This window comes from Nocardia sp. No.11, assembly GCF_038752175.1.
Classification (GTDB): Bacteria; Actinomycetota; Actinomycetes; order Mycobacteriales; family Mycobacteriaceae; genus Nocardia; species Nocardia canadensis.
In genome coordinates this window covers 74,096-96,325 of the sequence record NZ_JBCGFB010000006.1, presented here as the reverse complement: position 1 = coordinate 96,325, position 22,230 = coordinate 74,096, and the positions used below count along the sequence as shown (strand labels likewise).

General features: G+C 69.7%; 17 protein-coding genes and 1 pseudogene. 8 read left to right on the top strand and 10 right to left on the bottom strand.

Translation table 11 applies throughout. The features are described from left to right. Window positions 1-351: pseudogene (locus V8688_RS03705) on the top strand (MerR family transcriptional regulator); the annotation flags it as partial. A gap of 253 nt (window positions 352-604) precedes the next feature. On the opposite strand, the gene V8688_RS03700 reads toward V8688_RS03705, so the two are convergent. Then, a complete protein-coding gene (locus V8688_RS03700) occupies window positions 605-2,986 on the bottom strand; it encodes a glycoside hydrolase family 3 C-terminal domain-containing protein (RefSeq protein ID WP_342800174.1) in 2,382 nt (793 codons plus the stop codon). After that, entirely contained in the window at window positions 2,983-3,834 is an 852-nt protein-coding gene (locus tag V8688_RS03695) for an alpha/beta hydrolase (RefSeq protein WP_218719146.1), read from the bottom strand. The genes V8688_RS03700 and V8688_RS03695 overlap by 4 nt, the downstream gene beginning before the upstream one ends. A gap of 135 nt (window positions 3,835-3,969) precedes the next feature. Here V8688_RS03695 and V8688_RS03690 point away from each other — a divergent pair, with 135 nt between their 5' ends. After that, window positions 3,970-4,572, top strand: a complete 603-nt coding sequence (locus tag V8688_RS03690) for a TetR/AcrR family transcriptional regulator (protein WP_218719145.1) — start codon at window positions 3,970-3,972, stop codon at window positions 4,570-4,572. A 104-nt stretch (window positions 4,573-4,676) separates the two neighbouring features. Here the strand turns inward: V8688_RS03690 and V8688_RS03685 are convergent, their stop codons facing one another. The 7 genes from V8688_RS03685 to V8688_RS03655 all read right to left on the bottom strand — a co-directional run bounded on the left by V8688_RS03685 (window position 4,677) and on the right by V8688_RS03655 (window position 12,767). Continuing rightward, window positions 4,677-5,513 carry an SMP-30/gluconolactonase/LRE family protein gene (locus tag V8688_RS03685; protein WP_218719144.1) on the bottom strand — a complete coding sequence of 279 codons (837 nt, stop codon included), beginning with the start codon at window positions 5,511-5,513 and terminating at the stop codon, window positions 4,677-4,679. Continuing rightward, window positions 5,510-7,771, bottom strand: coding sequence for an acyl-CoA dehydrogenase (locus V8688_RS03680; RefSeq protein ID WP_218719143.1), 2,262 nt, complete (start codon window positions 7,769-7,771; stop codon window positions 5,510-5,512). The genes V8688_RS03685 and V8688_RS03680 overlap by 4 nt, the downstream gene beginning before the upstream one ends. Window positions 7,772-7,918: 147 nt before the next feature. Beyond that, window positions 7,919-8,731 (bottom strand): enoyl-CoA hydratase-related protein, encoded by an 813-nt coding sequence (locus V8688_RS03675; RefSeq protein WP_218719142.1) that lies wholly within the window; start codon window positions 8,729-8,731, stop codon window positions 7,919-7,921. Next, window positions 8,728-9,741, bottom strand: a complete 1,014-nt coding sequence (locus tag V8688_RS03670) for a TIGR03617 family F420-dependent LLM class oxidoreductase (RefSeq protein ID WP_342800173.1) — start codon at window positions 9,739-9,741, stop codon at window positions 8,728-8,730. Before V8688_RS03670 ends, V8688_RS03675 begins: the two co-directional genes overlap by 4 nt. Window positions 9,742-9,840: 99 nt before the next feature. Continuing rightward, window positions 9,841-10,563, bottom strand: a complete 723-nt coding sequence (locus V8688_RS03665; protein WP_342800172.1) for a TetR/AcrR family transcriptional regulator — start codon at window positions 10,561-10,563, stop codon at window positions 9,841-9,843. A gap of 60 nt (window positions 10,564-10,623) precedes the next feature. Then, on the bottom strand, window positions 10,624-11,652 hold the full coding sequence (locus V8688_RS03660) for a phosphotransferase family protein (protein WP_342800171.1): 1,029 nt from the start codon (window positions 11,650-11,652) through the stop codon (window positions 10,624-10,626). Beyond that, complete coding sequence (locus V8688_RS03655; RefSeq protein ID WP_342800170.1) at window positions 11,652-12,767, bottom strand: hypothetical protein; 1,116 nt, start codon at window positions 12,765-12,767, stop codon at window positions 11,652-11,654. The genes V8688_RS03660 and V8688_RS03655 overlap by 1 nt, the downstream gene beginning before the upstream one ends. Before the next feature lie 127 nt (window positions 12,768-12,894). Here V8688_RS03655 and V8688_RS03650 point away from each other — a divergent pair, with 127 nt between their 5' ends. The 3 genes from V8688_RS03650 to V8688_RS03640 are packed head-to-tail and all read left to right on the top strand — an operon-like array spanning window position 12,895 to window position 15,664. Further along, on the top strand, window positions 12,895-13,503 hold the full coding sequence (locus V8688_RS03650; protein WP_218719139.1) for a TetR/AcrR family transcriptional regulator: 609 nt from the start codon (window positions 12,895-12,897) through the stop codon (window positions 13,501-13,503). Continuing rightward, window positions 13,500-15,050: a hypothetical protein gene (locus V8688_RS03645; RefSeq protein WP_316574527.1), complete on the top strand. Its 1,551-nt coding sequence runs from the start codon at window positions 13,500-13,502 to the stop codon at window positions 15,048-15,050. The genes V8688_RS03650 and V8688_RS03645 overlap by 4 nt, the downstream gene beginning before the upstream one ends. Beyond that, on the top strand, window positions 15,047-15,664 hold the full coding sequence (locus tag V8688_RS03640) for a DUF305 domain-containing protein (RefSeq protein ID WP_218719137.1): 618 nt from the start codon (window positions 15,047-15,049) through the stop codon (window positions 15,662-15,664). The genes V8688_RS03645 and V8688_RS03640 overlap by 4 nt, the downstream gene beginning before the upstream one ends. Before the next feature lie 2 nt (window positions 15,665-15,666). Here the strand turns inward: V8688_RS03640 and V8688_RS03635 are convergent, their stop codons facing one another. Beyond that, window positions 15,667-16,914 (bottom strand): helix-turn-helix transcriptional regulator, encoded by a 1,248-nt coding sequence (locus V8688_RS03635; RefSeq protein ID WP_342800169.1) that lies wholly within the window; start codon window positions 16,912-16,914, stop codon window positions 15,667-15,669. A 147-nt stretch (window positions 16,915-17,061) separates the two neighbouring features. Here V8688_RS03635 and V8688_RS03630 point away from each other — a divergent pair, with 147 nt between their 5' ends. Genes V8688_RS03630 through V8688_RS03620 form a run of 3 tightly spaced genes read left to right on the top strand, consistent with a single transcriptional unit; the run spans window position 17,062 to window position 22,155 of the window. Further along, window positions 17,062-18,075, top strand: a complete 1,014-nt coding sequence (locus V8688_RS03630; RefSeq protein WP_342800168.1) for a hypothetical protein — start codon at window positions 17,062-17,064, stop codon at window positions 18,073-18,075. 22 nt (window positions 18,076-18,097) lie between these two features. Next, a complete protein-coding gene (locus V8688_RS03625; protein ID WP_342800167.1) occupies window positions 18,098-20,482 on the top strand; it encodes a glycoside hydrolase family 3 C-terminal domain-containing protein in 2,385 nt (794 codons plus the stop codon). A 41-nt stretch (window positions 20,483-20,523) separates the two neighbouring features. After that, window positions 20,524-22,155, top strand: a complete 1,632-nt coding sequence (locus tag V8688_RS03620; protein ID WP_342800166.1) for an MFS transporter — start codon at window positions 20,524-20,526, stop codon at window positions 22,153-22,155. Window positions 22,156-22,230: the final 75 nt, after the last annotated feature.

Sequence of the window (22,230 nt, the reverse complement as noted above, 5' to 3'; positions counted from 1 at the left end):
GTCCGCGGCCCCGCCGCCCTGGCCGCCGGCAGCCGCGGGGTGAGCGCGGCCGAACCGATCCTGGTGGCCATGGTGATCGCGGGCGCCAATGATGTCGAGGCGGGTGAGGTCCTCGGCGCGCTCGCCCAGGATCCGGGATCCGCCGATCGCGTGCTGGGTGCGCTGACCCACGCGCTGACCGCGCACGCCGACGATGCCGCCATCCGGATCCGGCTCGTCCAGGCCTTGGTCGAGTTGCCCGGGACCCACGCACTGGCGACCCTGCGATCGCTCAGCGAGGACGCCGATCACTCCGTCGCCCTCGTCGCCACCGCCTGCACCGCACTGGTCGCCGCCCGGACCACGAGCTGAGGTCGGCAGTCGTCGCGGATCGCCGCATCCGGTTCCCGCTCGCGATGAGGTGCTCTCGCGATTCCATACCGACGCATTCGGCGGTGGTCACGTGCTGACCCGTGGACGGAGCGGCTCGAACGGCGCGGCGCATCGGAACCAGCCTGGTCGGCACTCCCATCGGTGACCCACGCGACCTCGGTATCGAGTGGCTCCACGTCGACGGCGAACCACACCTCGGTCGCCTGCTTCCGGCTCGGGGACGAGCGCCGGATCAGCTGATTTCCGCGGTGAGCGGGACAGCGGCGACCGAGGTGCCGACATGCAGGGTGAACGCGCCCGGTTCGACGGTCCACCCCTGGTCGGTCCAGTGCTCGAAGGAGCGCTGCGGCAATTCGATGGTGGCGGTGACGGTTTCGCCCGCCTCGGCCTCCACCGCGACGAAGCCCGCGAGCCAGCGCACCGGGCGGTCGACGGTGCTGTCCTCGCGGGACAGGTAGGCCTGCACCACCTGGCGGCCCGAACGCGCACCGATATTGCGGACGGTGACGGTGGCGGTGTGCCCCTGCACGGTCAGGTCGACGAGCTCCCAGTTGGTGTAGCCGAGACCGTGACCGAACGGGTAGGCCGGAGCCACACCGGATTTCAGCCAGGCGCGGTAGCCGATGTGGATGCCCTCGGGGTAGGGCAGGGTGTTGTCGGCGGCCGGCGCGGTATCCAAAACCGGCACGTCGGCCATCGCCTTGGGCCAGGTGGTGGGCAGCCGGCCACCGGGTTCGGTCACGCCGGTGAGCACATCGGCGAGCGCATCGCCGAATTCCTGGCCCGGGAACCAGGCCAGGATCACGGCCGCCACGTCGTCGCGCCACGGCATTTCGACCGGCGCGCCGGCGTTCACCACCACGATCGTTCGCGGGTTCACCGCGGCCACCGCCGCCACCAGGTCGTTCTGGCGGCCCGGCAGCGACAGGTCCGTGCGGTCGTAGCCCTCGGATTCGATCGCCTCGGTGGTACCGACCACGACCACGGCGACCTCGGAGGTCCGCGCCAATTCCACCGCGGCGGCGAACTCTTCGTCGGCGGAGCGGCGCGGGCGGCCGATGCCGAAGGTGAGGCCCATCGCGGGCAGGCCCTTGTCGAGAGCGGGAACCAGCTCGATCCGCACATCGACCTCGTCGCCCTCGGCGAGGGTCCGGGTGACCCAGCGCTGCGGCGGATTCAGCAACATCTCGACCGGATCGCCGCCTTCGGGGAAGACGGTCTCGCTGAGCACCGTCTCACCGTCGAGCTCGAGGCGCAGTGTGCCCACGCCCGCGTAGCCGATTCGCCACTCCCCCGCCGCATCGGCGCGTAGGCGACCACGGACCTCGACGGAGGTGGCCTGCAGGGCGAACGGCGTACCGAAGAGCATGAGATTGCCCGCGGTGCGGTGTTCGGAGTGCAGGACGGTCTCGCCGTCGAGGAAGCGCAGGTGCACGCCCGCGGTGCCGGTCTCGGGATCGGTGACGATGTCCAGCGGCACCGCGATCATGTTCTCGTCGAGGTGAACGCCCGGTGTGTGCGCCACCGGCAGCACCTCGCGCAGGCCCTGCAACGGCGACCTGGTGTGCGACGGAACAACTGTCGAGCTACCGCCGCCGCCGAGGCGCGGCTGGGCGGCCGCCGCGCCCAGCAGGGCGACCTGGGCGGGCTCGCCCAGCGGCAGCACCCCGTCGTTGGCGGCCAGCACCATCGCCTTGGCGGCGGCATCACGTACCAACCGGCGCGCGGCCGCCTCGGTGAAAGCCGGTGGCTGCTGCGGCGTTCCGTTCAGCGCGCCCACACGCTGCGCGAATCGCAGTATGCGGCGGACCTTCTCGTCGATCACTGCCTCGGATACCGCACCCGCGCGGACGGCCTCGACCAGCGGCGCCCCCCAGAGTTCCCACGGTCCGGGCATGGCGACGTCGGTGCCCTTGGCCGCGCCCGCGGTGGAGCGCACGGCGGTCCAGTCCGAGACCACCACGCCGTCGAAACCCCATTCGCCCTTCAACGGCTCGTCCAGCAGCGGATTCTCGGTCATGGTGACGCCGTTGACCGAGTTGTAGGCGTTCATGATCATCCACGCGCCCGCCGCCACCGCCCGCTCGAACGGGTACAGATACAGCTCCCGCAGGGTGCGATCGTCGACGATCGCGTCGGCGGTGAAGCGCTCGGTCTCGGAGTCGTTGGCCACGTAGTGCTTCGGGCAGGCGCTGACGCCGTGCGCCTGCACGCCGGACACGTAGGCCACGGCCATCTCACCGGTGAGCACCGGGTCCTCGGAGAAGCACTCGAAATGCCTTCCGCCGAGCGGACTCCGGTGCAGGTTGACGGTCGGGCCGAGCACCGCGTACACATTCTTGCGCCGCGCTTCGGCGGCGACGAGCCCGCCGATCTCGGCCAGCAACTCACGATCCCAGGTGGCGGCCAGTGCCGAGCCGGACGGCAGGCTGATCGAGGGGTCGCGCTCGTCCCAGGTCTCGCCGCGCACCCCGGAGGGACCGTCGGACACGGGCATCTCGACCAGGCCGATGCTCTCCTCGCCCGCGAAGCGGAAGACACCGGATCCGGAGATGAGCCGGATCTTGGCCGCCAGATCCAGTTTGTCCAGCAGGTCGTCGATGTCGTCGGTCATGCCAGTTCCCTCCAGAAGTTCACCAGGTCGGCTGTGACCTGTGCGGGGACGTCTTCGTTCGGCACGTGGCCGATGCCCGGGTACACCGCGGTCCTGGCCCGCAGCTGCCGAGCGAAGTTCTCATGGACCTCGGGGTCCCACAGGTCGTTGGTGTCGCCGTAGGCGACCAGCAGCGGCACTCCGGCATCGCGCAGCGCGGCGGGATCGACCGGCGGCGGGGTCTGCATGCATTTCAGAATGCCGAGGATGTTCGCCTTCTCGGTCCGCACGAGCCGGTTGCGCAGGAACTCGGCGCGCTCGGGTGAGGGCGTCCGACCGGCGGCGGCCATGGCATCGCTCATCTGCTGCCACAGGAATTCCTGGCCTGCCGTCTCCACCACCTGCGCCACCATCTGCGGAGGCGGGAACTTGATGTCCTCGACGGATGACGGCCCCGACGCCAGCAGGGTGAGGCTACGGAACCGCGCGGGTGTCTCGACCACCGCGACGCGGGAGACATAGCCGCCGAAGGAGTGCCCGACCAGATGCACGGGCGCCCGCGGCGACACCTGATCGACGACACCGTGCAGGTCACCGCAGAAATCGGCCATGGCGTAGCCGGCGATGTCGTCGGGTCCCTCCGACTGCCATTGGCCGCGCTGGTCGTAGGCGACCGCGCGATATCCGGCCGCCGCGAGCAGCGGGAGCATCGCTTCGAAGTCTTCCTTGGAGCCGGTGAAGCCCGGCACCAGCACCACGGTGCCGAGTTCCGGTGTTCCGGAGGGCGGGGTGATCTCCCATCCGGCGAGCGCACCCGCGCCACCCCGCAGCGTGATCGATTCGATCACTGCCTCGGTGCTCCGAGTCATCGGCGGTCCTTCCCTCGCAGAATTCCAGTCCGGCAGCCACGAGTGTGCCAGGTTCCCGAGTGATCACTCGGTACTGTGACTTGTTCGTTATCTTCCGGTTTGCAGGTCCCGCCGTTCGGACTACTGTCGCTGCTCATGACGCCGCATCCCCAACGCCGGAGACGGGGCGAGGACCGCCGCGAGCAGATCATCGACCAGGCGCTGCACAGCTTCGCCGCGAACGGCTATCACCACTCCTCGCTCGCCGAGATCGCCACGCGCTGCGGACTGTCCCAAACCGGCCTGCTGCACTACTTCCCGACCAAGGCGGCGCTCCTCGCCGCGGTCCTGGACTACCGCGATCGCCTCGACTACGACCGCCTCGGCATGAACCGGCAACTGCGCGGCACGGACGCCCTGCAACAGCTGGTCCGCCTGGTCGAGCACAACATGCACGTCCCCGGCCTGGTCCAGCTCTTCACCGTCGTCACCAGCGAGGCGGTCACCAGCGACCACCCCGCCCGTGCCTGGGTCGTCGAGCGCTACCGAATCCTGGAAACCTACCTGGCCGAGGCCCTCGCAGGCGGCGTCACCGACGGAACCTTCCGCCCCGACATCGACGCCCCCGCCGTAGCCCGCCAGATCTCGGCCATGATGGACGGCCTGCAACTGCAATGGCTCCTCGACCCCGAACGCGTCGACATGGCATCCCTGTTCCGCACCTACATCGACGACCTGACCACCCAGCTCTCGAGCTGATCCTGTTGCCCCACAGGACAATCCACCACGAAAACGCGCGCTCCCGGGCGCGCGGCGGGGATGATCGGACTCGCTGATCGATCAGATGAACGCCCGCCCCGGCGTCACTCGGGGGTGAGTCGGAGCAGGCTGCCGGTGCCCGCGGCGGTGACGAACAGTGCCGGGCCGGGGCCTAGGCAGGCATTGGTCGGCATGCTGCGTGGTGGGAGGGGGTGCTGGGTCAGGGGGAGGCCTTCGGGGGTGAGGACGTCGATGCGGTCTGCGGTGGTGGTGGCGATCCAGAGGCGACCGGTGGGGTCTACGGCGAGTCCGTCGGGATGCGCGGCCGGGAGGGTGGCGAGGATGCGGGCGTGTTCGAGGGCGCCTGCGACGAGGGGGTACGCGGTGATGTGGGCGTGCACTGTTTCGGTGACGTAGAGGGTGTGATGGTCGGGGCTGATGCCGATACCGTTGACGAAGATCGGGCCTTGCGCCATCAGCTCGGGTCGCCCGGTGTCGAGGTCGATGGCCCAGACCTGGCCCGGGGATATGGATTCCGGGCGCCGGAAGTCGGCGTCGGCGCGGGAGTCGGTGACCCACAGTCGGCCGTCGGGTCCGAAGACCAGGTCGTTCGGTGATTCCAGGCCACGGAATGCGTAGTCGACGCGGCCGTCGCGGATAACCTGGATGCCCGGTGCGGCGGTGCTGCGCGCCGCGAAGCGACCGCCGTTCTGCGCGACGTACAGTGCGCCGTCGGCGCCGACGGCGAGGCCGTTGGGGCCGCCGCCGGTGTGATGCTCGGCAGCGACGGTGCCATCAGGGTCCAGGATCAAGACGCTGCCCCGGCTCATCGAGACCAGCGCGATCCGGCCGTCCGGGAGGACGGCCGGGCCTTCGACGAAGCCGAGCCCGTCGGCCACGACCTCCACGCGTAGCGGTCCGTCGCCGAAACGCCCTGTCATCGGGGCAGACTCAGCACGCGGCGGGCGATGATATCCAGCTGGATCTCGATGGTGCCGCCACCGAAGAGGATGGCAGGCAGGCCGAGGAAGTCGAAGGTGTAGGGCTGTTCGGGGGCGCCGACGGCGGCGCGGGGGCCCAGGACCGAGACCAGCGCGCGGGAGGCGTCGCGCTGGGCGATGGCATGCCAGACCTTGCGGACGCTGTCGCCCGCGCCTGCGCCGACAGCGCTGCCGTTCATCCTGATCACGGCGTTGCGCAGGTTCAGCGCGGCGACCGAGAGCTCGAGCGCGGTGTTGCGGCCGAGCACGCGCACGGCGTCGTCGCGGGTGCCTGCGTGATCGCCGGATTCCAGCAGGCGGCGCACCAGGGTGCTCGAGCCGTGGCCGAAGGTGGCCGAGCCCATGGCGAGTCGTTCGTTGGACAGGGTGGTGACCGCGATCCGCCACCCGTCACCGGGGTTCGCGACCACCTGAGTGTCGGGCACGAAGACCTCGTCGAGGAAGACCTCGTTGAATTCCCAGATCCCGGTGGCCTGCCGGAGCGGACGAACGTCGACGCCGTCGGCGTCCATCGGGATCAGGAAGTACGTCAGGCCCGCGTGCTTGGGCACGGTGGCGTCGGTGCGGGCCAGGCACACGGCCCAGTCCGCCTCCACCGCTTGGGAATTCCACACCTTCTGCCCGGTGATCATCCATCCGCCATCCACCTTGCGTGCGCCGGTGGACAGCCCGGCCAGGTCCGATCCCGCGCCCGGCTCGGAGAACAGCTGACACCAGATGATCTTGCCGAGCAGGGTATCGGTGACGAACCGCGCGCGCTGCTCGTCGTCACCGTGTTCGATCAGCGTGGGCAGCACCCAGCCGCCGATGCCGAGTTCGGGCTGGGTCAGGTCGCGGCGCGCGAATTCCTCGGCGATCACGGCCTGATCGGCCGGGCCTGCGCCGAGCCCGTACGGCGGCGGGTAGTGCGGGGCGACCAAGCCGGCGGCGGCCAACCGGGCCCGGCGGGCCGCTCCTCGCGCGGGAGCCCAACCCGCCGTGGCGATTTCGTCGTCGGGTAGCGTGCGGACTTCGTCGAGGACGGCGCCGACCGTGGCGCGCAGGGCCGGCAATGTCTCGGCGGTGACGAAGGCGAAGTCACGCTCGGCGCGCAGGCACCGCTCCCCCAGCTCGCGAGCCGCCGCGTCTTCACCGCCGACCGTGGCGGCCAGGGCGATCGCGCGCCGCCAGTACAGGTGGGCGTCGTGTTCCCAGGTGAATCCGATGCCGCCGAGCAGACTCACGCAATCGACCGCCTGGTCGATGGCGGCGGGCAGCGCGGTCAGCGCGGCGCTCGCCGCGGCGAGGAGTCGCTGCTCGGCCGGTTGACTCTCGGCGCGGGCCGCGTCCCAGGTCACCGCGCTCGTCACCTCGGCCCGGACCAACATGAACGCCGTCTTGTGCTGCACCGCTTGGAAACTGCCGATCGGACGACCGAACTGGTGTCGGACACGGACGTAGTCGACGGTGGTGTCCAGACACCACCGGCAGATTCCGGTCGCTTCCGCGGCGGCCAGTGTGGTCGTCCACAGCTGCGCGACGGCAGGGTCGATGCCACCGAGGACCCGTGCCGGATCCACGCGGTAGGCCTCGAACGCAGCGCGCCCGAGCGATCGGGTGAGGTCGACGGCTTCGGCGGTAGTCAGCTGAACCGCGGGGACCTCAACGGGGTCGGTAGTGCCGGAGGCGACCACGTCAACGGAGTCGAGCCAGAACCACACGCTCGCTTCCGGATCGCCGTCGATGGCGGCGCGCACCACCACTCGTTCGGCGCCGGGCAGACCGATGGCCGGATCGGAGGTTCCCGATACCACCCAGCCGTCGCCGTCGCGAGTGGCACGCAGGTCGGGGCCGGTGGCGACCGCTCCGGTCATCCCCGCGCCGAAGTCGGCCAGCAGGGCCTGGGCGTCAGCCGCGGCCATGGCGAGCGCGCTAGCGGTCACGGTCGGCAGGTAGGGCCCGGGAAACAGCGTTGTGCTCAGTTGCTCGACGGCGACCGTGAGTGTGGCCAGTCCACAGTCGTCGCCACCGTAGGTCGCGGGCAGGTGCAGCGCGTGTAAGCCCTGCTCGCACAATGCCGTCCATGCCTCGGCAGGCATGGTCCCGGCCGTATAGTCGGACAGGTGCTCGCGCGTCTGCGCCAGCGGGGCGATCTTGCGCGCGAACGCGGCGACCGATTCCGCCAGTGCCTGCTGGTCTGCGTCTACGGCGAGGGACATCGGAAACTCCTGGGGGCTGAAACAGCGAGTACCTGTGTGGATTTCGACGGCACCGCGTGGTGTCGAGAGGAACGGACAAGAGGGTCTACGACCGGACGAGCACAGGCCGGTGCAGCTCCGCTCGCCCTGTCGAGTGCGACCGGAAGGTCACGACCGCGGCAAGTCCTGCCAGTCGGTCGACAGCCGGGCAGACCACACCGGCGTGCGGTGATCGAGCCGGGCGCGCATCCCCTCCGTGGCGTCGGGACTACCCATCACCCGCAGGTGCAGTTCGGTTTCGAGGTCGGCGACGCGGGTGGGGTCGTAGCCGTGGATCGCGGTGTCCCACAGCAGCCTTTTGCTCAATGCCGCCGACATCGGCGCGACGTTGGTGGCCATGTCGGTGGCCATCGCGCGGGCGGCGGGCAGGACATCGGCGGTGGGCAGGCTGCGGGTGGCGAGGCCGAGCCGCACCGCCTCGGCGCCGTCGATCGTCCGCCCCGACAACAGGATGTCGGCCGCGACCGACAGACCCGCCACCTTGGCCACGGTCCAATGCGCCACCGCGTCGGGCACGACACCGAGGCGCACCTGCGGAATGGCGTAGCGGGCGTCGGCAGCGACCAGGCGGATATCGGCTTGCATCGCCAAGGTCAGCCCGATGCCGATGGCGTGCCCGTTCACCGCGGCGATCACCGGTTTCCGCAGGGCGAAGGCAGGCGGGTCGACCGGGGAGGCGGAAAAGGCGGCGCGGTCGGGCCGGTCGAAGGTCGCCGCTCCGCCACCCAGATCCGCTCCGGCGCAGAAGGCGGGGGCGGTACCGGTCAGGACGATGACCCGGACCGTGTCGTCGGCGTCCAGCTCGCGGTAGGCCCGGCCCAGCGCGCGACCCATCGTGGCGGTGAAAGCATTGCGGCGTTGCGGCCGGTTCAAGGTCACCACCGCGACACCGTCGGCGATATCGATCTCGACCTCGTTCATGCGACCTGCAATGCGGTGACCAGGTCCCGGATGTGCGCGTCGGCGACGGGATATCCCGGGAAATAGCAGCAGATCCGCTCGGCGACCGCACCGAAGCGCGCCACGATCTCGGCGGCGCACTCCTCGGGGGTGCCGTAGACGGCGAGCGTCCGCAGCATCCGGTGATCGATCAGTTCGGTCATGGCCGTGACCTCCCCGCGCTTGGACAGCGCGTTCAGCGCGGGTTGGAGCTCACCCCAGCCCTCCACCTCGAGGACCGGCCGGTAGGCGGGCGTCGACCCGTAGAAGGCGAGCAGCCGGCGAACGCCGACGGCGGCGGCCTCGAGTTCGCCGGCGGTCCGGCCAATCGCGACGATCACCTGGGGATAGATCGCCAGGTCGGCAGCGTCGCGACCGGCGCGGGCGAGTCCTTCCCGAATAGCGGGCACGGTGCGCTCGGCGAAATGGCGGGCGCTGTTGAACGGCATGACCAGCAGTCCGTCGGCCACCTCGGCCGCGGTTCTGGTCATGATCGGGCCGAGCGCACCCAGGCAGATCTCGGGCACGCCATAGGGATTGGGACCGGGAACGAAGGTGGGCGGCATCAGGGTGTGCCGGGTGAATTCACCCTCGAAGCGCAAGGGGGTGCCGTCCTGCCAGGAACCGAGGATGGCCTTGACCGCCAGGACGACCTCGCGCATCCGCGCCGCGGGCCGGGACCACTGGCCGCCGTACCGCTTGTCGATGTGCGCGCGAGTCTGCGAGCCCAGGCCCAGCCGGAACCGGCCCCGGCTGAGCAGGTGCAGGTCGTAGGCCGTGTGCGCCAGGTGCATCGGGCTGCGCGGCAGGGCGATGGCGACGTTGGTCATCAGGTCGACCGGTTCGGCACCGGTTGCCGCCAGGGTCAGCGGCAGGAACACGTCGTGGGGCCCCTCGAAGGTGAACAGACCATCGGCGCCGCACGCGATCAATTCGGCTGCCCGCGAGACGGCTTCGTCGGGACGACCGTTCAACTGGAGATCGACCTTCATCGATCCGCCGCGAACTGCGGAAGCACTGCGATCATAATTACATAATAGCATGTAACGTTATTAGACGGGTGCGAGAGTCACACATTCCCCCGCCGCCGGTCAGCCTGCGGACACCAGCGCGTACAGCGCGTCGGCCATCCGCGACACGAACAGGTCGGCCTGTTCGCCACCCCGCGACAGTGCGTGGAATGTCGTTGTCCCCGCGAGTATCTCGAAGACGAGTTCGGCATCGGCGCCGGGCGGGATCCGGCCGTCGTCGACCGCGCCCGCGAGCAACTCGGCGAACGCCTTGCGCACCGGGGCCCCGATCGCCAGCAGCCGCCGCCGCGCCTCCTCGGTCTGCGAATNCTCGAAGACGAGTTCGGCATCGGCGCCGGGCGGGATCCGGCCGTCGTCGACCGCGCCCGCGAGCAACTCGGCGAACGCCTTGCGCACCGGGGCCCCGATCGCCAGCAGCCGCCGCCGCGCCTCCTCGGTCTGCGAATCCGCCAGCAGGCCGGGCACCCCCGCGCGCGCGGCGGGACTGTCCGCGCGCGCGAGGAAGATGCGCACCCAGGTCGCCAGGTCGGCGCGCAGGTCGCCGGTCGGCTCGGGCGGCGCGTACGCGCCCGGACCGTGAATGGCCTCCTCCAGCAGGGCCTGCCGAGTCGGCCAGCGCCGGTAGATGGCCGGCGAATTCACCCCGGCACGCTTGGCGATCGCCACGACCGTGGTCTGCGGATAACCCACCTCGGCCAGCAGCTGCCTGGCCGCGATGAGCACGGCGAGGTCCTTGTCGGCGTCGCGCGGACGGCCGGGGCGCGGCGAGGTCTCCGAAGTCACTATTACATACTAAACTGTAATGTTATTCGGAGCCGCCGCGACCCGTGCCCACACCTGACCCTAGCCCTCGGCCAGCAACTGCTCGATCCGCTGAGCGCAGAACGCGGTGACGTCGACCTCCGGCGGCAGCTGGAGCCGGTGCGCCATCCGCAGCAGCGGAATACTGAGCAGGACCGCCGCCAATACCTCGTTGTAGCGCAGGTTGCGCACCTTCATCCCACTGCGCTCCTCGTAGCGCGCGATGGTCTCCTCCCGGGTCGGCGTACCCGGAAGTCGTTCGGTGTTCTGGAATTCCGAACACGCCCAGTCCAGGAACAGCATCCAGGCGAGGTCGGCCTCATGGTCGCCGAGGTAGGCGATTTCCCAGTCGAGCACGCCGGTGACCCGGAATTCGGTGTCGTAGAGGATGTTCGACATGCGGGCGTCACCCCAGCACAGCGTGACGTGCTCGGGTTCGTACAGATGGGCGCGCAGCCAGTCCACGGCCCGGCGCAGCGCGGGCGGCTGAGTGGTCGAGGCCCAGCCGAGCGCGGCATCGACATAGCCGATCATCTGCTCGAGCGGCGCCGTCCCGAATTCCGGAAACGCCAGGAAGTCCAGACTCAAGGTGCGCCAGTCGAGCTGGTGGATCTCGGCGATGGTGTCGACGCAGCCCCACCACATCGTGGCCCGGTCGGCGGGCTCGGCCTCGAAGTAGAGCCCGGCCGAATGATAGGACGGCAGGTCACCGGGCGCGCTGCCCTCGATCCGGTCCATCACGAAGTACGGACTGCCGAGGGCCTCGGTGCCCCGATCCAGCCAGCGGACGATGGGCACCGGGATCGCGGTGCCGGCGAGTCTACGCATGACCAATACCTGTCGCAGCAGGTCGTAGTCGGGAAACAACGCCACCTCGGGCGGGCGGCGCAGCACCAGCGACACGGGCTCGGCGTCGTCGCGTTCCAGATCGAACAGGAAGGTCTCGGTCGCCAACCCGCGTGGGCTGGCCGACCAGTTCGTCACCTCGGCGGCGTTCGCACCGGGAATTCCGGCGCACACCACGGGACCGACTGCGGTCGGCAGATCTTCTGCCGCGGGTCGCGCGGTCATCAGTAGCCCTCGTATCCGTACCGGGCGTTGCGCCCCATGAACACCATCTCGACCAGGCCGTAACCGACCTTTCCGTCGTTGCTCTCGACCTTGCAGAAGGTCTCGGTGAGCATGCTGACCTGACGCAGTTCGTCGGTGTCGTCCAGGTCGACGGTGAAGCCGTCACTGTAGGACTCGCCCTTCCAGATGCCCGAGGCGTAGCCGCGGTACATGTCGTAGCCGGCCAGACCGGGCCAGAAATCATGCAGCGCGGTCACGGAGAAGGTACGGACGCTGCCGTCGGCGGCATTCGTCGTGAACGTTCCCTCGGTGACGATCCGGAAGTCGTCGCGGAACTTCAGGTCGTGGGTGACACCGACGATCGGCACGACCGGTGCCTGCGCTTCGATGGGCTGCTGGATGGAGCCTTCGAAGTGCCAGCGCTGCCCGTCGGCGGTCTCACGCTGGGCGAAGTGCACCAACTCGTCGTCGAACTGGAAGATGCCCATGAAATACAGGACACCGTCGGGGATTTCGGACGGCTGCAAGCCGCTCCCCTCGCCCAGACTGCCGCCGCCACCACCGTGCCGGGTGCCCCACGAATGGTCGCGACCGAACCACCAGGTCCTCGGATCGATCTCGATGCGTTCGCCGTCGACCTCGAGCCAGCCGGTGACCGCACCGTTCTGGTAGTAGCGTCGCGCGTCCTCGCGGACCCGCCCGCGGCTGCGGAAGAAGGCGGGCTCCTGCTCGTAGGCGGGGAACTGTCCGGCGAAGTTCAGCTCGAGGCGCACCCCGTGGTCGTTGTCGCCGAGGCTGGCGCGCACCCCGCGCAGCGGCTCGGTGATCTCGTAGCGGTAGGGGCCGACCTGCCAGGCGCCCAGGTCGTCGTACTTGCCGCCGATCTCGCGCGACAGGCGCGCCACGTGCGCTGTGCCGTCGATGGTGACCATCGCGTAGGCGTCCATGACGTTGCGGTTGGGGTAGCGGGCCATGCCGGTCATGACGCTGACCCGGCCGGTGGTGTCGAAGCCGTAGAGCACGATGCGCTCGGTCCAGCGCAAATCGCTCTGGACGACGTGGTCGAACGTGGTCGGCAACTGATGGCAGAGCAGCTCGTCCTGGGGAGTCAGCATGGGCTTTCCTTCGCGAATGTGGGGTGGAACAGGTTTCAAGTTAGCTAATTTGAATACACCATGACGCGTTTTTAAAAAGATCCGATCTCGGCTACGCTCTGCCCAGCCGACGGAGGAGTGAACAACGGTGAGTGAACGCCGCGAGGCCCGATCGGGGCCGGGCCGCCCCCGCGACCCGCAGCTGGATGCCCAAGTGCTGCGAGCCACCCAGGAATTGCTGGTGGAGCAAGGTTTTCAGGCCACCACCATCCAGGGCGTCGCGCGCCGGGCCGGGGTCGTCGCCACCTCGATCTACCGCCGCTGGCCCAACAAGATCCACCTTGTCGAGGACGCGATCTTCGCGCTCGAGACCGGCGTCGTCCCACAGCCCACCGGTGACATCGGCGCCGATCTACTGGCCTGGACCCGGTTGTTCTTCGCCGCCGCCACCCACCCCGCGGCACGCTCGGGCATTCCCGGCTTGCTCTCGGCCTATCACGACGACGAGCAGAGTTACCAGCGGCTGCGTGAGCGCGGCGAAGGTTTGGCGCGGGTCGCGCTACGCGCCACCATCGACGCGGCGATCGAGTCCGGCCAGGTCTCCCCCACCTGCGATCCCGATCTGCTCTTCGAATTCCTGCGCGGCGCAACGCTGCTGCGCGCTCTCACCCGCGGCGACGAGGACGGCGAGCGATTCTGCCGCCAGACCGCCGACGCCCTGGTCACCCTGGCCATCCACCACGAAAGTACGACATGAGAACTCCCTATCGCCGCCTGCTCATCGCCGTGGCGGCCGTACTGCTGATTCCCACCACCACCGGCCTCGCACAGCCCGACACCACCGGGGTCGTCCTGGAGACCCGCACGATCGCCGATACCGCCGTCGCCCGGGCGAGCTGCGCGGGCGATGCGCTCCCGGAACCCGGCCTGCAGGGCGACGTGCCCGCCGCCGACCGCGACAGCGGCCGCAGCACCCAGGGCTACCGGTGCAATATCAGCCGCATCGGCGGCTACGCGGGGCGCGGCGCCGGAATCACCTCGACGCAGTTCGACCACTGCGTCTACCTGGGCAGCTTCTTCCCCGGCAACGTACTCGGGCCCGCCCAGGGCGTGCAGGTGATCGACGTCGCCGATCCGGCGAACCCGGTGCTCACCGCAACGCTCACCGAGCCGGCCATGCTGGCCGGGACCTGGGAGAGCCTCAAGGTCAACGCGGCGCGAAAGCTGCTGGTCGGCACCGGCGTTCCCGCTTTCACCGGCGCCGGGCTGATCTCGGTCTACGACATCTCCGACTGCGCGCACCCGCGCCTGCTCAACCCGGGCCCCGGCACCGACCTGCGTCTGCCGGTGCAGATCACGGCGCACGAAGGCGGCTTCTCCCCGGACGGCCGCACCTACTGGGCCTCGGGCGTCATCCCCGGCATCGTCAGCGCCGTCGACCTGACCGATCCGGCCGACCCCCGCGTGATCTGGCAGGGCATGCCGGGTCAGTCCATGCACGGCATGGGCCTGCGTGCCGACGGCAACCGCCTGTATCTGGCGAACAACATGGGCGGGCTGACCATCCTGGACACCTCCGCGGTCCAGCGACGCGACCCCGACCCGCAGGTGCCGATCATCTCCCAGCTGACCTGGACCGACGGCTGGGCGACCCAGCAGAACGTGCCCGTCACCTACAACGGCGTGCCGTTTCTGTTCACCGCGGACGAGGCGGGCTCCGGCGGTGTCAAACTCATCGACATCTCCGACGACACCCACCCGCGCGTGGTGAACACGATCAAGCTGGAGATCAATCTGTCCCAGCACCGCGACAGCGCGATGGCCTCCAGCATGGGCGGCTCGCTGTTCGCCTACGACGCCCACTACTGCTCCGCCGACCGGCCGGTGAACCCCACCGCGCTCGCGTGTGGCTGGATCTCCTCGGGCATCCGGGTGTTCGATGTGCGCGACCCGCTCCGGGTGCGCGAGATCGCGTACTACAACCCACCCGCGCGTACCGGCCAGAACAGTGAGCTGTGGAACTCCCCGCATGCCCTCGCTTCGATCATCGGCGTCCCGCTGCTCAGCGCGCCCTCGGTCCTGCAGGCCGTCGAGTCGGGCGCCTTCGATCCGGAGCAGGCGATCGGCTCGCGTACCGGCGAGGTGGCCTTCGGCGATCTGTCCACCGACTGGTGCTTCTCGGCCCCCGAATGGCGTGGCAATCAGCTGTGGGCGGCCTGTGCCGACAACGGCCTGCTCACCCTGGAGTTGTCGCCCGAGGTGTACCTCCCGCCCGCCGACCAGCACACGACGGTCGGCGCATGAGTCGACGGGTGACCCTCGGCGCCGCAGTGGCCGCCTCGATCCTGCTCCTGCTGGTGCTCGGGGCAGCTCTGCGACCGCTGGTGGTCTCCGAGAACGTCACGGCCACACCGGTGTTGACCCCGACCGAGATCGGTTTCGTGCAGGACATGACCGGACACCATCAGCAGGCGCTGATGATGGTCGACCGTCTCGCCGCCGACGTCGATCCCACGGTGCGGCAGCTGGCCGATCAGATCGCCGCCGCCCAGCGTCTGGAGATCGGCATGATGCTCGGCTGGCTCCGGTTGGCCGCGGTGACCCCGACCAACCCGCACCCGATGTCGTGGATGCCGACCGGCCATCACCACGCCGTGTCGGCCACGATGCCCGGCATGGCCACCCAGGCCGACCTCGACGCTCTCGCCCAGGCCCACGGCGCGGAGGCGGAAACGAAGTTCCTGCGTCTGATGTATCGCCACCACCAGGGCGGGGTGGCCATGGCCCAGACCTTCGACGAATTGTCCACCGGCGGCCCGGTCGAACAGGCGGCGCGCGACATGATCAGCACGCAGAGCCAGGAGTCCGGGCTCATCGGTCTGCTGCTCGGCAGGCGCGGCACGGCAGCCACCGGCTGAGCTCAGCCGAGCCCGACCATGTCGTGGATCGCGCCGCGGACGTCGCTCACCGCCGGAACCGCGGCGAACTCCACCGACTCGTGCCAGAAGTCGGACAGCCGGGCCGCAGTGCGGCCGGTCGGGTTGCCCTCGAACGACAACGCCAGTTCGACCTGCTCGACCGCCTGTTCTGGATCGCCGAGCATCAACTGCAGACGAGCCGAGGAAATCGCGGTCATCGCCGGTGTCAGGAATTCCCGCGGCACCGGTGGGTGGACGTCGCCGAAGGCGATCCGGGCCAGATCCGGCCGGGTCGCGATGAGCTGCCGGTAGCTGTTTCCGAGTAGCCGCGACTGCTGGCCCGGCCCCGGCCAGTCCCGACGCGGGCCGAGGAGCATGCCGATGGTGGCCGCGATCAGGCTGCGGTCGGCGGGGTGATCGGCGGACGCGGTCGCCGCGGCTTCGCCACGGCATTCCGCGGCGACGACGATCGCGCGCTGAAACGCCGCCTGTTCACCGAGAATGCCGTGCGCGTAGGCCTCTAGCTCGGCCAGCGCCACGCGCAGCAGCGGCGTCGCCGTGCGGCGCGCCAGATACTGGGCGAGCTGGGCGATCTCCAGTGCCTCCGCCGGGCTGCCGCTGTCGAGCAACTGCCACGTCGACTCGGTGAGGATCGCGGCCGTCAGCACCGTGTCGCCCGCGGCGTGGGCCAGCCGAGCGGCGGCCACCGAGTAGCGGCGGGCCGCGACGATGTCCTCCACGTCCCAGCTCATGGCGGCGGCGATATCGGCCAGTTCCGCACCGATCCGCAGGGCGCGACCGTGCCGCTGGGCAGCCGAGAGTTGCTGCAACCGTGGCAGATTCGCGGCCAGCCAGGCCGTGACCGCGTGGCGCGGCGCCTGCCCGTCGCTCCATTGCCTGCCTCGCGCCCAGGTCACGAGCTGTTCGGCGGCCGCCAGCTCGGTCGCGGCGAAGGCGGGGTGCTCGCCACGGCCGTGCGCGCCGTGTGGCGGTAGCAGCAGCGACGACAGCTGCGTGGGCAGATCGTCCAGTTCGCTGACCGACTCGACGGTCAGCCGGTCGTGCAGAGCAGTCAGCGAGGTGTCCAGTGCAGACTCGTAGGCGGCCACGTGTTCGGCACGCACCGCCCGGGCCCCGGTCTCGAGCTGACCGAGGTACGGCTTGGAATAGTTCGTGCGCGCGGCCATCCCCTGCAGGCTGATCCCCGCGGCGGTGCGCGCCGCACGCAACGCGGAGCCGACCTCGCTCATGCGAGGTCCGCGACACTGCGGGCCGACTCGTTCATCGGTGTCGAGAATACGTCGCCGGTGTTCCCCCGCGCGGGGTGTCTGCAAACAGTCTGCAAGACGGCGCTGACCACGTGGTCCGGCCCGTGGATCTCCCTATCGTCCGAGATCGTGAGCAATAGAACTGTCTTGTCCGGTCGGCGCCCGCGCACTGGCGCGCGGGTCGCGCTGATCTCCCTCGCGCTACTGGTCGCCGCCGCGACCGGGGTGACCCCGGCGGGGGCGGCGCCGCCCTACCGACCCACCGCCCCCGTCGAAGCCACCTACTACGCGCCGGGCCCGTGGGCCGTGACCGAGCGGACCGGTATCGACTGCTGCACATCGACCGGCGACAGCTACGACATCTGGTACCCGGCCGACCTCGGCGCCGGCGGCGTCGTGCACCCGGTCATCACCTGGGGCAACGGCACCCTGGCTCACCCGCGCGAATACGCGTATCTGCTCGCGCACCTGGCGTCCTGGGGATTCGTGGTGATCGCCGCCGACCGCACCGACACCGGCACCGGCGTGCAACTGCTCGACGCGGTGCGGTACCTGGCTCAGCAGAACAGCGACCAGACCGGCATCTTCCACGGCAAGATCGACATCACCGCTGTGGGCGCGGCGGGGCATTCGCAGGGCGGCCTCGGCGCGATCAACGCGCTCGCCCGCGGCGGCGGCGCCGTCGATACCGCGCTGACGCTCGAGATGCCGTGGTCGGCGGCCTGCGGGTCACTGCCGACCGTCGACGGCCAGAGCCCCTGCGTCGACCCCACCGCGGTGACCTCGGGCTCGGTGCTGCTGGTCAACGGCACGGCCGACGGCGCCTCGCCCTCGACGCAGCAACTCCCGCCGCAGCTGATCGGGATGCAGTCGATGCAGGCGTACTACGACGCGCTGCCCGCCGGACTGCCCAAAGCCCGCGCCGCGGTGGTCGGCGCCCAGCACAACGACGTCCAGGGCCAGCCGCACTGCACGAATTACAGCTGCACCGAGGGCGTCTACCGCTACCTCGGCTACGTCACCGCCTGGTTCATGGACCGACTGCGCGGCGATTCCGCCGCTCGCGCCGCGTTCCTCACCGAGACCGGCGAAATACTGCACAACCCCCACTGGTCCGATCAAGCCAGCACCATCACCCGCTGACCTAGGAAAGGCTGCGTCTTTCATGCAAGACCACCTCGAGGAACTACTCACCGAACTGGATCTGGACGGCAAGCTCCGCCTGATCTCCGGTGCGAGCCTGTTCCGGATGGCCGGTGACCCCGCGCTCGGACTCGCCGAGATGCCGGTCTCCGACGGCCCCTCCGGTGTGCGCGGCGAGAACTGGGACGAACGCGACCCGTCGGTGAGCCTGCCCTCCGGCACCGCGGTCGCCGCGACCTGGGACCCGGCGGTGCTCAGCGAGATCGGCGCCCTGATCGCCGCCGAGGCACGCCGCAAGGACGTCTACGCAGTCCTCGGCCCGACGATGAACCTGCATCGTTCCCCGCTGGGCGGCAGACATTTCGAGTGTTTCTCCGAAGACCCGCTCCTCACCGCCGAGATGGCCGACGCCTACGTGCGGGCGGTGCAGGCGCACGGCGTCAGCGCGTGCCCGAAACACTACGTGGCCAACGATTCCGAGACCGAGCGCTTCACTGTCGACGTCCGCGTCGACGACCGGGCACTGCGTGAGCTCTACCTCTACCCGTTCGAACGCACCGTCGAGGCGGGCGCGTGGATGATCATGGACGCCTACAACGCCGTCAACGGCACCACCATGACCGAGAATCCCCTGCTCGACGAACCACTCAAGGGCACTTGGGGATTCGACGGCGTGGTGGTCTCGGACTGGACCGCCGTGCGCACCACCGAGAGCGCGGCGCAGGGCACCGACCTGTGTATGCCCGGCCCGCCGTACCTGTGGGGTGAGCCGCTGGCCGCCGCCGTGCGCGCGGGCGAGATCGCCGAGTCGGCCATCGACGACAAGGTGCGCCGCATCCTCCGCTTCGCCGAGCGCGTCGGCGCTCTGGACGGAACACCGCAACCCACACCGGTTTTCACCGACGCGCAAGCACAGGATCTGGTCCGCCGGGTCGCCGCGCAGGCCATGGTCTTGGTGCGCAACGACGGTGTCCTGCCACTGGGGCCGGAGACGAACATCGCGCTGCTCGGTCCGTCGGCGGGCGAACCCCGCTTCCTCGGCGGCGGCAGCGCGACCGTGATCCCAGGCCACACCACCACCCCGGTGGAAGGCCTGACCGGCCGCCTGCCACTGACCCACACCGCGGGCGTTCACCTGTCCGAGGATCTGATTCCGGCCCCGGTGGCGATCATGACCGATCCCGAGACCGGCGAACCGGGCCTGTCCGCGCGGTTCCTGAAAGACGACACCGTGCTCGGCACCCAGCACCGCACCACCAGCCGCCTCGTGCTGCTCGGTGAACCGCTGGCCGCGCAGTCGAACACGGTCGAGATGCGCACCCGCCTGCGCGCCGACAGGGCAGGTGACTGGCAGATCGGTTTCGGCGGCGTCGGCCACATCCGGCTCGACCTCGACGGCGAGACCGTGCTGGACGAGAACGTGCCGCTGGATTCCGGCGATCCGGCCGCGGCGCTGCTCGACCCGCCCCAGCGTCACGTGACCCGAACCCTCGCCGTCGGCGACGAGGTCGAGGTGCGGCTCGTGACGAGCATCGAAGAGGCCATGCCCGGCCTCGGGATCATCCTCGGCGCCACCCTCGGCGTCCGGCGTCCCCAGCGCGACGACGAGGAGGAGTTCGCGGCCGCTGTCGAACTGGCGCGCGCGGCCGGGGTGGCCGTGGTCGTGGTCGGCACCACCGAGCAGATCGAGAGCGAAGGTGTCGACCGCACCTCGCTGCGGCTGCCCGGCCGGCAGGACGAGCTCGTCGCCGCCGTCGCCGCGGTGAACCCGCGCACCGTCGTCGTGGTGAATTCCGGCGCACCGGTGGAGATGCCGTGGCGCGACGACGTCGCCGCCGTGCTGCTGTCCTGGTTCCCCGGCCAGGAGTTCGGCGCGGCACTGGCCGATGTGCTCACCGGCACCGCCGAACCCGGCGGCCGGCTGCCGACCACCTGGCCCAAGACCATGGCCGACGTCCCGGTCCTGAACACCACGCCGGTCAACGGCGTCCTCGACTACACCGAGGGCATCCACATCGGCTATCGCGCGTGGCTGCGGGCGGGCACCGAACCCGCCTACCCCTTCGGCCACGGCCTCGGCTATACGACGTGGTCGACCGACGACCTCGTCGTGGCAGGGCGCACCGTGTCGATCACGGTGACCAACACCGGAGATCGCGACGGCAAACAGGTCGTTCAGGTCTATCTCTCGCGCCCGGACAGCGCCGTGGACCGACCGGTCCGCTGGCTTGCCGGTTTCACCGCAGTCACCCTGGCTCCCGGCGATTCCCGGACCGTCGCAATCCCCCTGCCCGATCGCGCCTTCCAGCATTGGGGACCCACCGGCTGGGAGAGCGAGCCCGGCGAGTTCGTCGTGCAGGTAGGCACCTCGGTTGCCGATCTCCCGCACACCGCCCATATCTACTGACCCGACTGCTCGACCATTCGACCGAACAACGGAGCATGGCCATGTCCACCAGTACCTCGCAACTCGACAAAGACGACGACAACGACACCGGACGACTCGACAGCGCCTCGCGCACAAGGATTCTCACGGTGCTCGCCGTGATCGTCCTGTTCTCCGAGATCGCCCCGATGCAGTACACGATCGTCGCGGCGGCACTGCAGAAGATCGCGCCGAGCTTCCCCGGTGTCGGGGCCGACATCAACTGGGCCATCATCGTTTTCGGGTTGATCGGAGCGGCCGCGTCTCCGTTGATCGGCAAGATGAGTGACGTGTGGGGCAAGAGGCGGATGTTCCTCATCTGCGGTGCCCTGTTCGTCATCGGCTGTGTGCTCGACGCGACCACCTCGAACTGGGCCGTCTTCCTTCTCGGCCGCTGCCTGCAGGCCACCGCCATCGCCACCGCGGTGATCGCCTACGGCCTCATCCGGGACCTGATGCCGCGCGCCATGGTTCCGCTCGCGCTCGGACTCACCGCGACGGGCTTCGGTGTCGCCTCCATCGCGGGCCCGATCCTGGGCGGCTACCTGGTCGACAACCACAGCTGGCGCGCCATCTTCTGGGTACTGGCCGCGTTCACCCTGGCGATGATGCCACTGGTGTGGTTCCTCGTGCCCGAGTCCAAGCTGCGGGTCGCCGAGCGGATCGACGTCGTCGGCGCGGCGTTGCTCTCCGGCGGCGCCGCGCTCACCCTGATCTACGTCGACAAGGGCCACGACTGGGGATGGGCGAAGCCGACCACGGTGTCCTGGTTGATCGCCGGCATCGCGCTGCTGGTTCTGTTCGTTGTCGTCGAAAAGCGCGTGACGACACCGATCATGGACATGCGGCTGCTCTTCCATCCGCGTGTCGCACTGGTCCTGGGCGGGGCGCTCCTGGCATCGCTGCAGATCGGCATCGTCTCCTATGCCATCGCCTATATGGCGCAGACCCCGCCGGAGTCGACGGTCGTGGCCGGTGTGCGGCAGGCGGCGCTGGCCGAGATCCAGGGCCTGACCGGTCAGGCGCTGCCGCCCGAGGCGGTGCAAGTGGCCCTCGATCCGGGATACAGCTACGGCAGCGGATACTCCCTGCTCGAGTTCGCCATCCGGATCGCCCTGATCGGTTCGATGATCACGATGGTCTTCGGCGCGGTGGCGGGCCTGCTGGCCAAGCGGATCGGTGCCCGGCTGCCGCTGGTCGTCGCCCTGGTCGTCTTCGCCGGTGCCGGCATCGCGTTCGCGCTGCTGCCGCTGACCACCACCACCTTCCTGATCGTGAACTCGATCTTCAGCATCGGCTTCGGGATGTACTACGCCAGCATGCCGATCCTGCTGGTCGAGGCGGTGCCGCAGGAGCAGCAGGGCATCAGCCTCGGCATGCTCGGCGTCATGCAGTCCATGGGCGTGGCGATCGGCCTGGCCGTCGTCACCGCGTTGCTGCACGACAACGGCATGAGCGCACTGGTCTCGGTCGGCGGGCAAGCCCAACCGGCGACCCCGCTGCCCGACCTGTTCGGCGATCACGGCTACCGGCTGGGCTTCTGGGTCTGCGCGGTCGCGTCGGTGGCGGCCCTTTCGCTCGCACTGGTGATGAAGCACGGCCGCACTCCGGCCACCGGCGGCGCCGCTCATCGACAAGGAGAGATGGCGGTGTGACCACGGGCGACACCCACACCAGCGCCTGCGCGCCCGGAGCCGGGCGCATGAGCGTGGCCGGGAGGGCACTGTCGT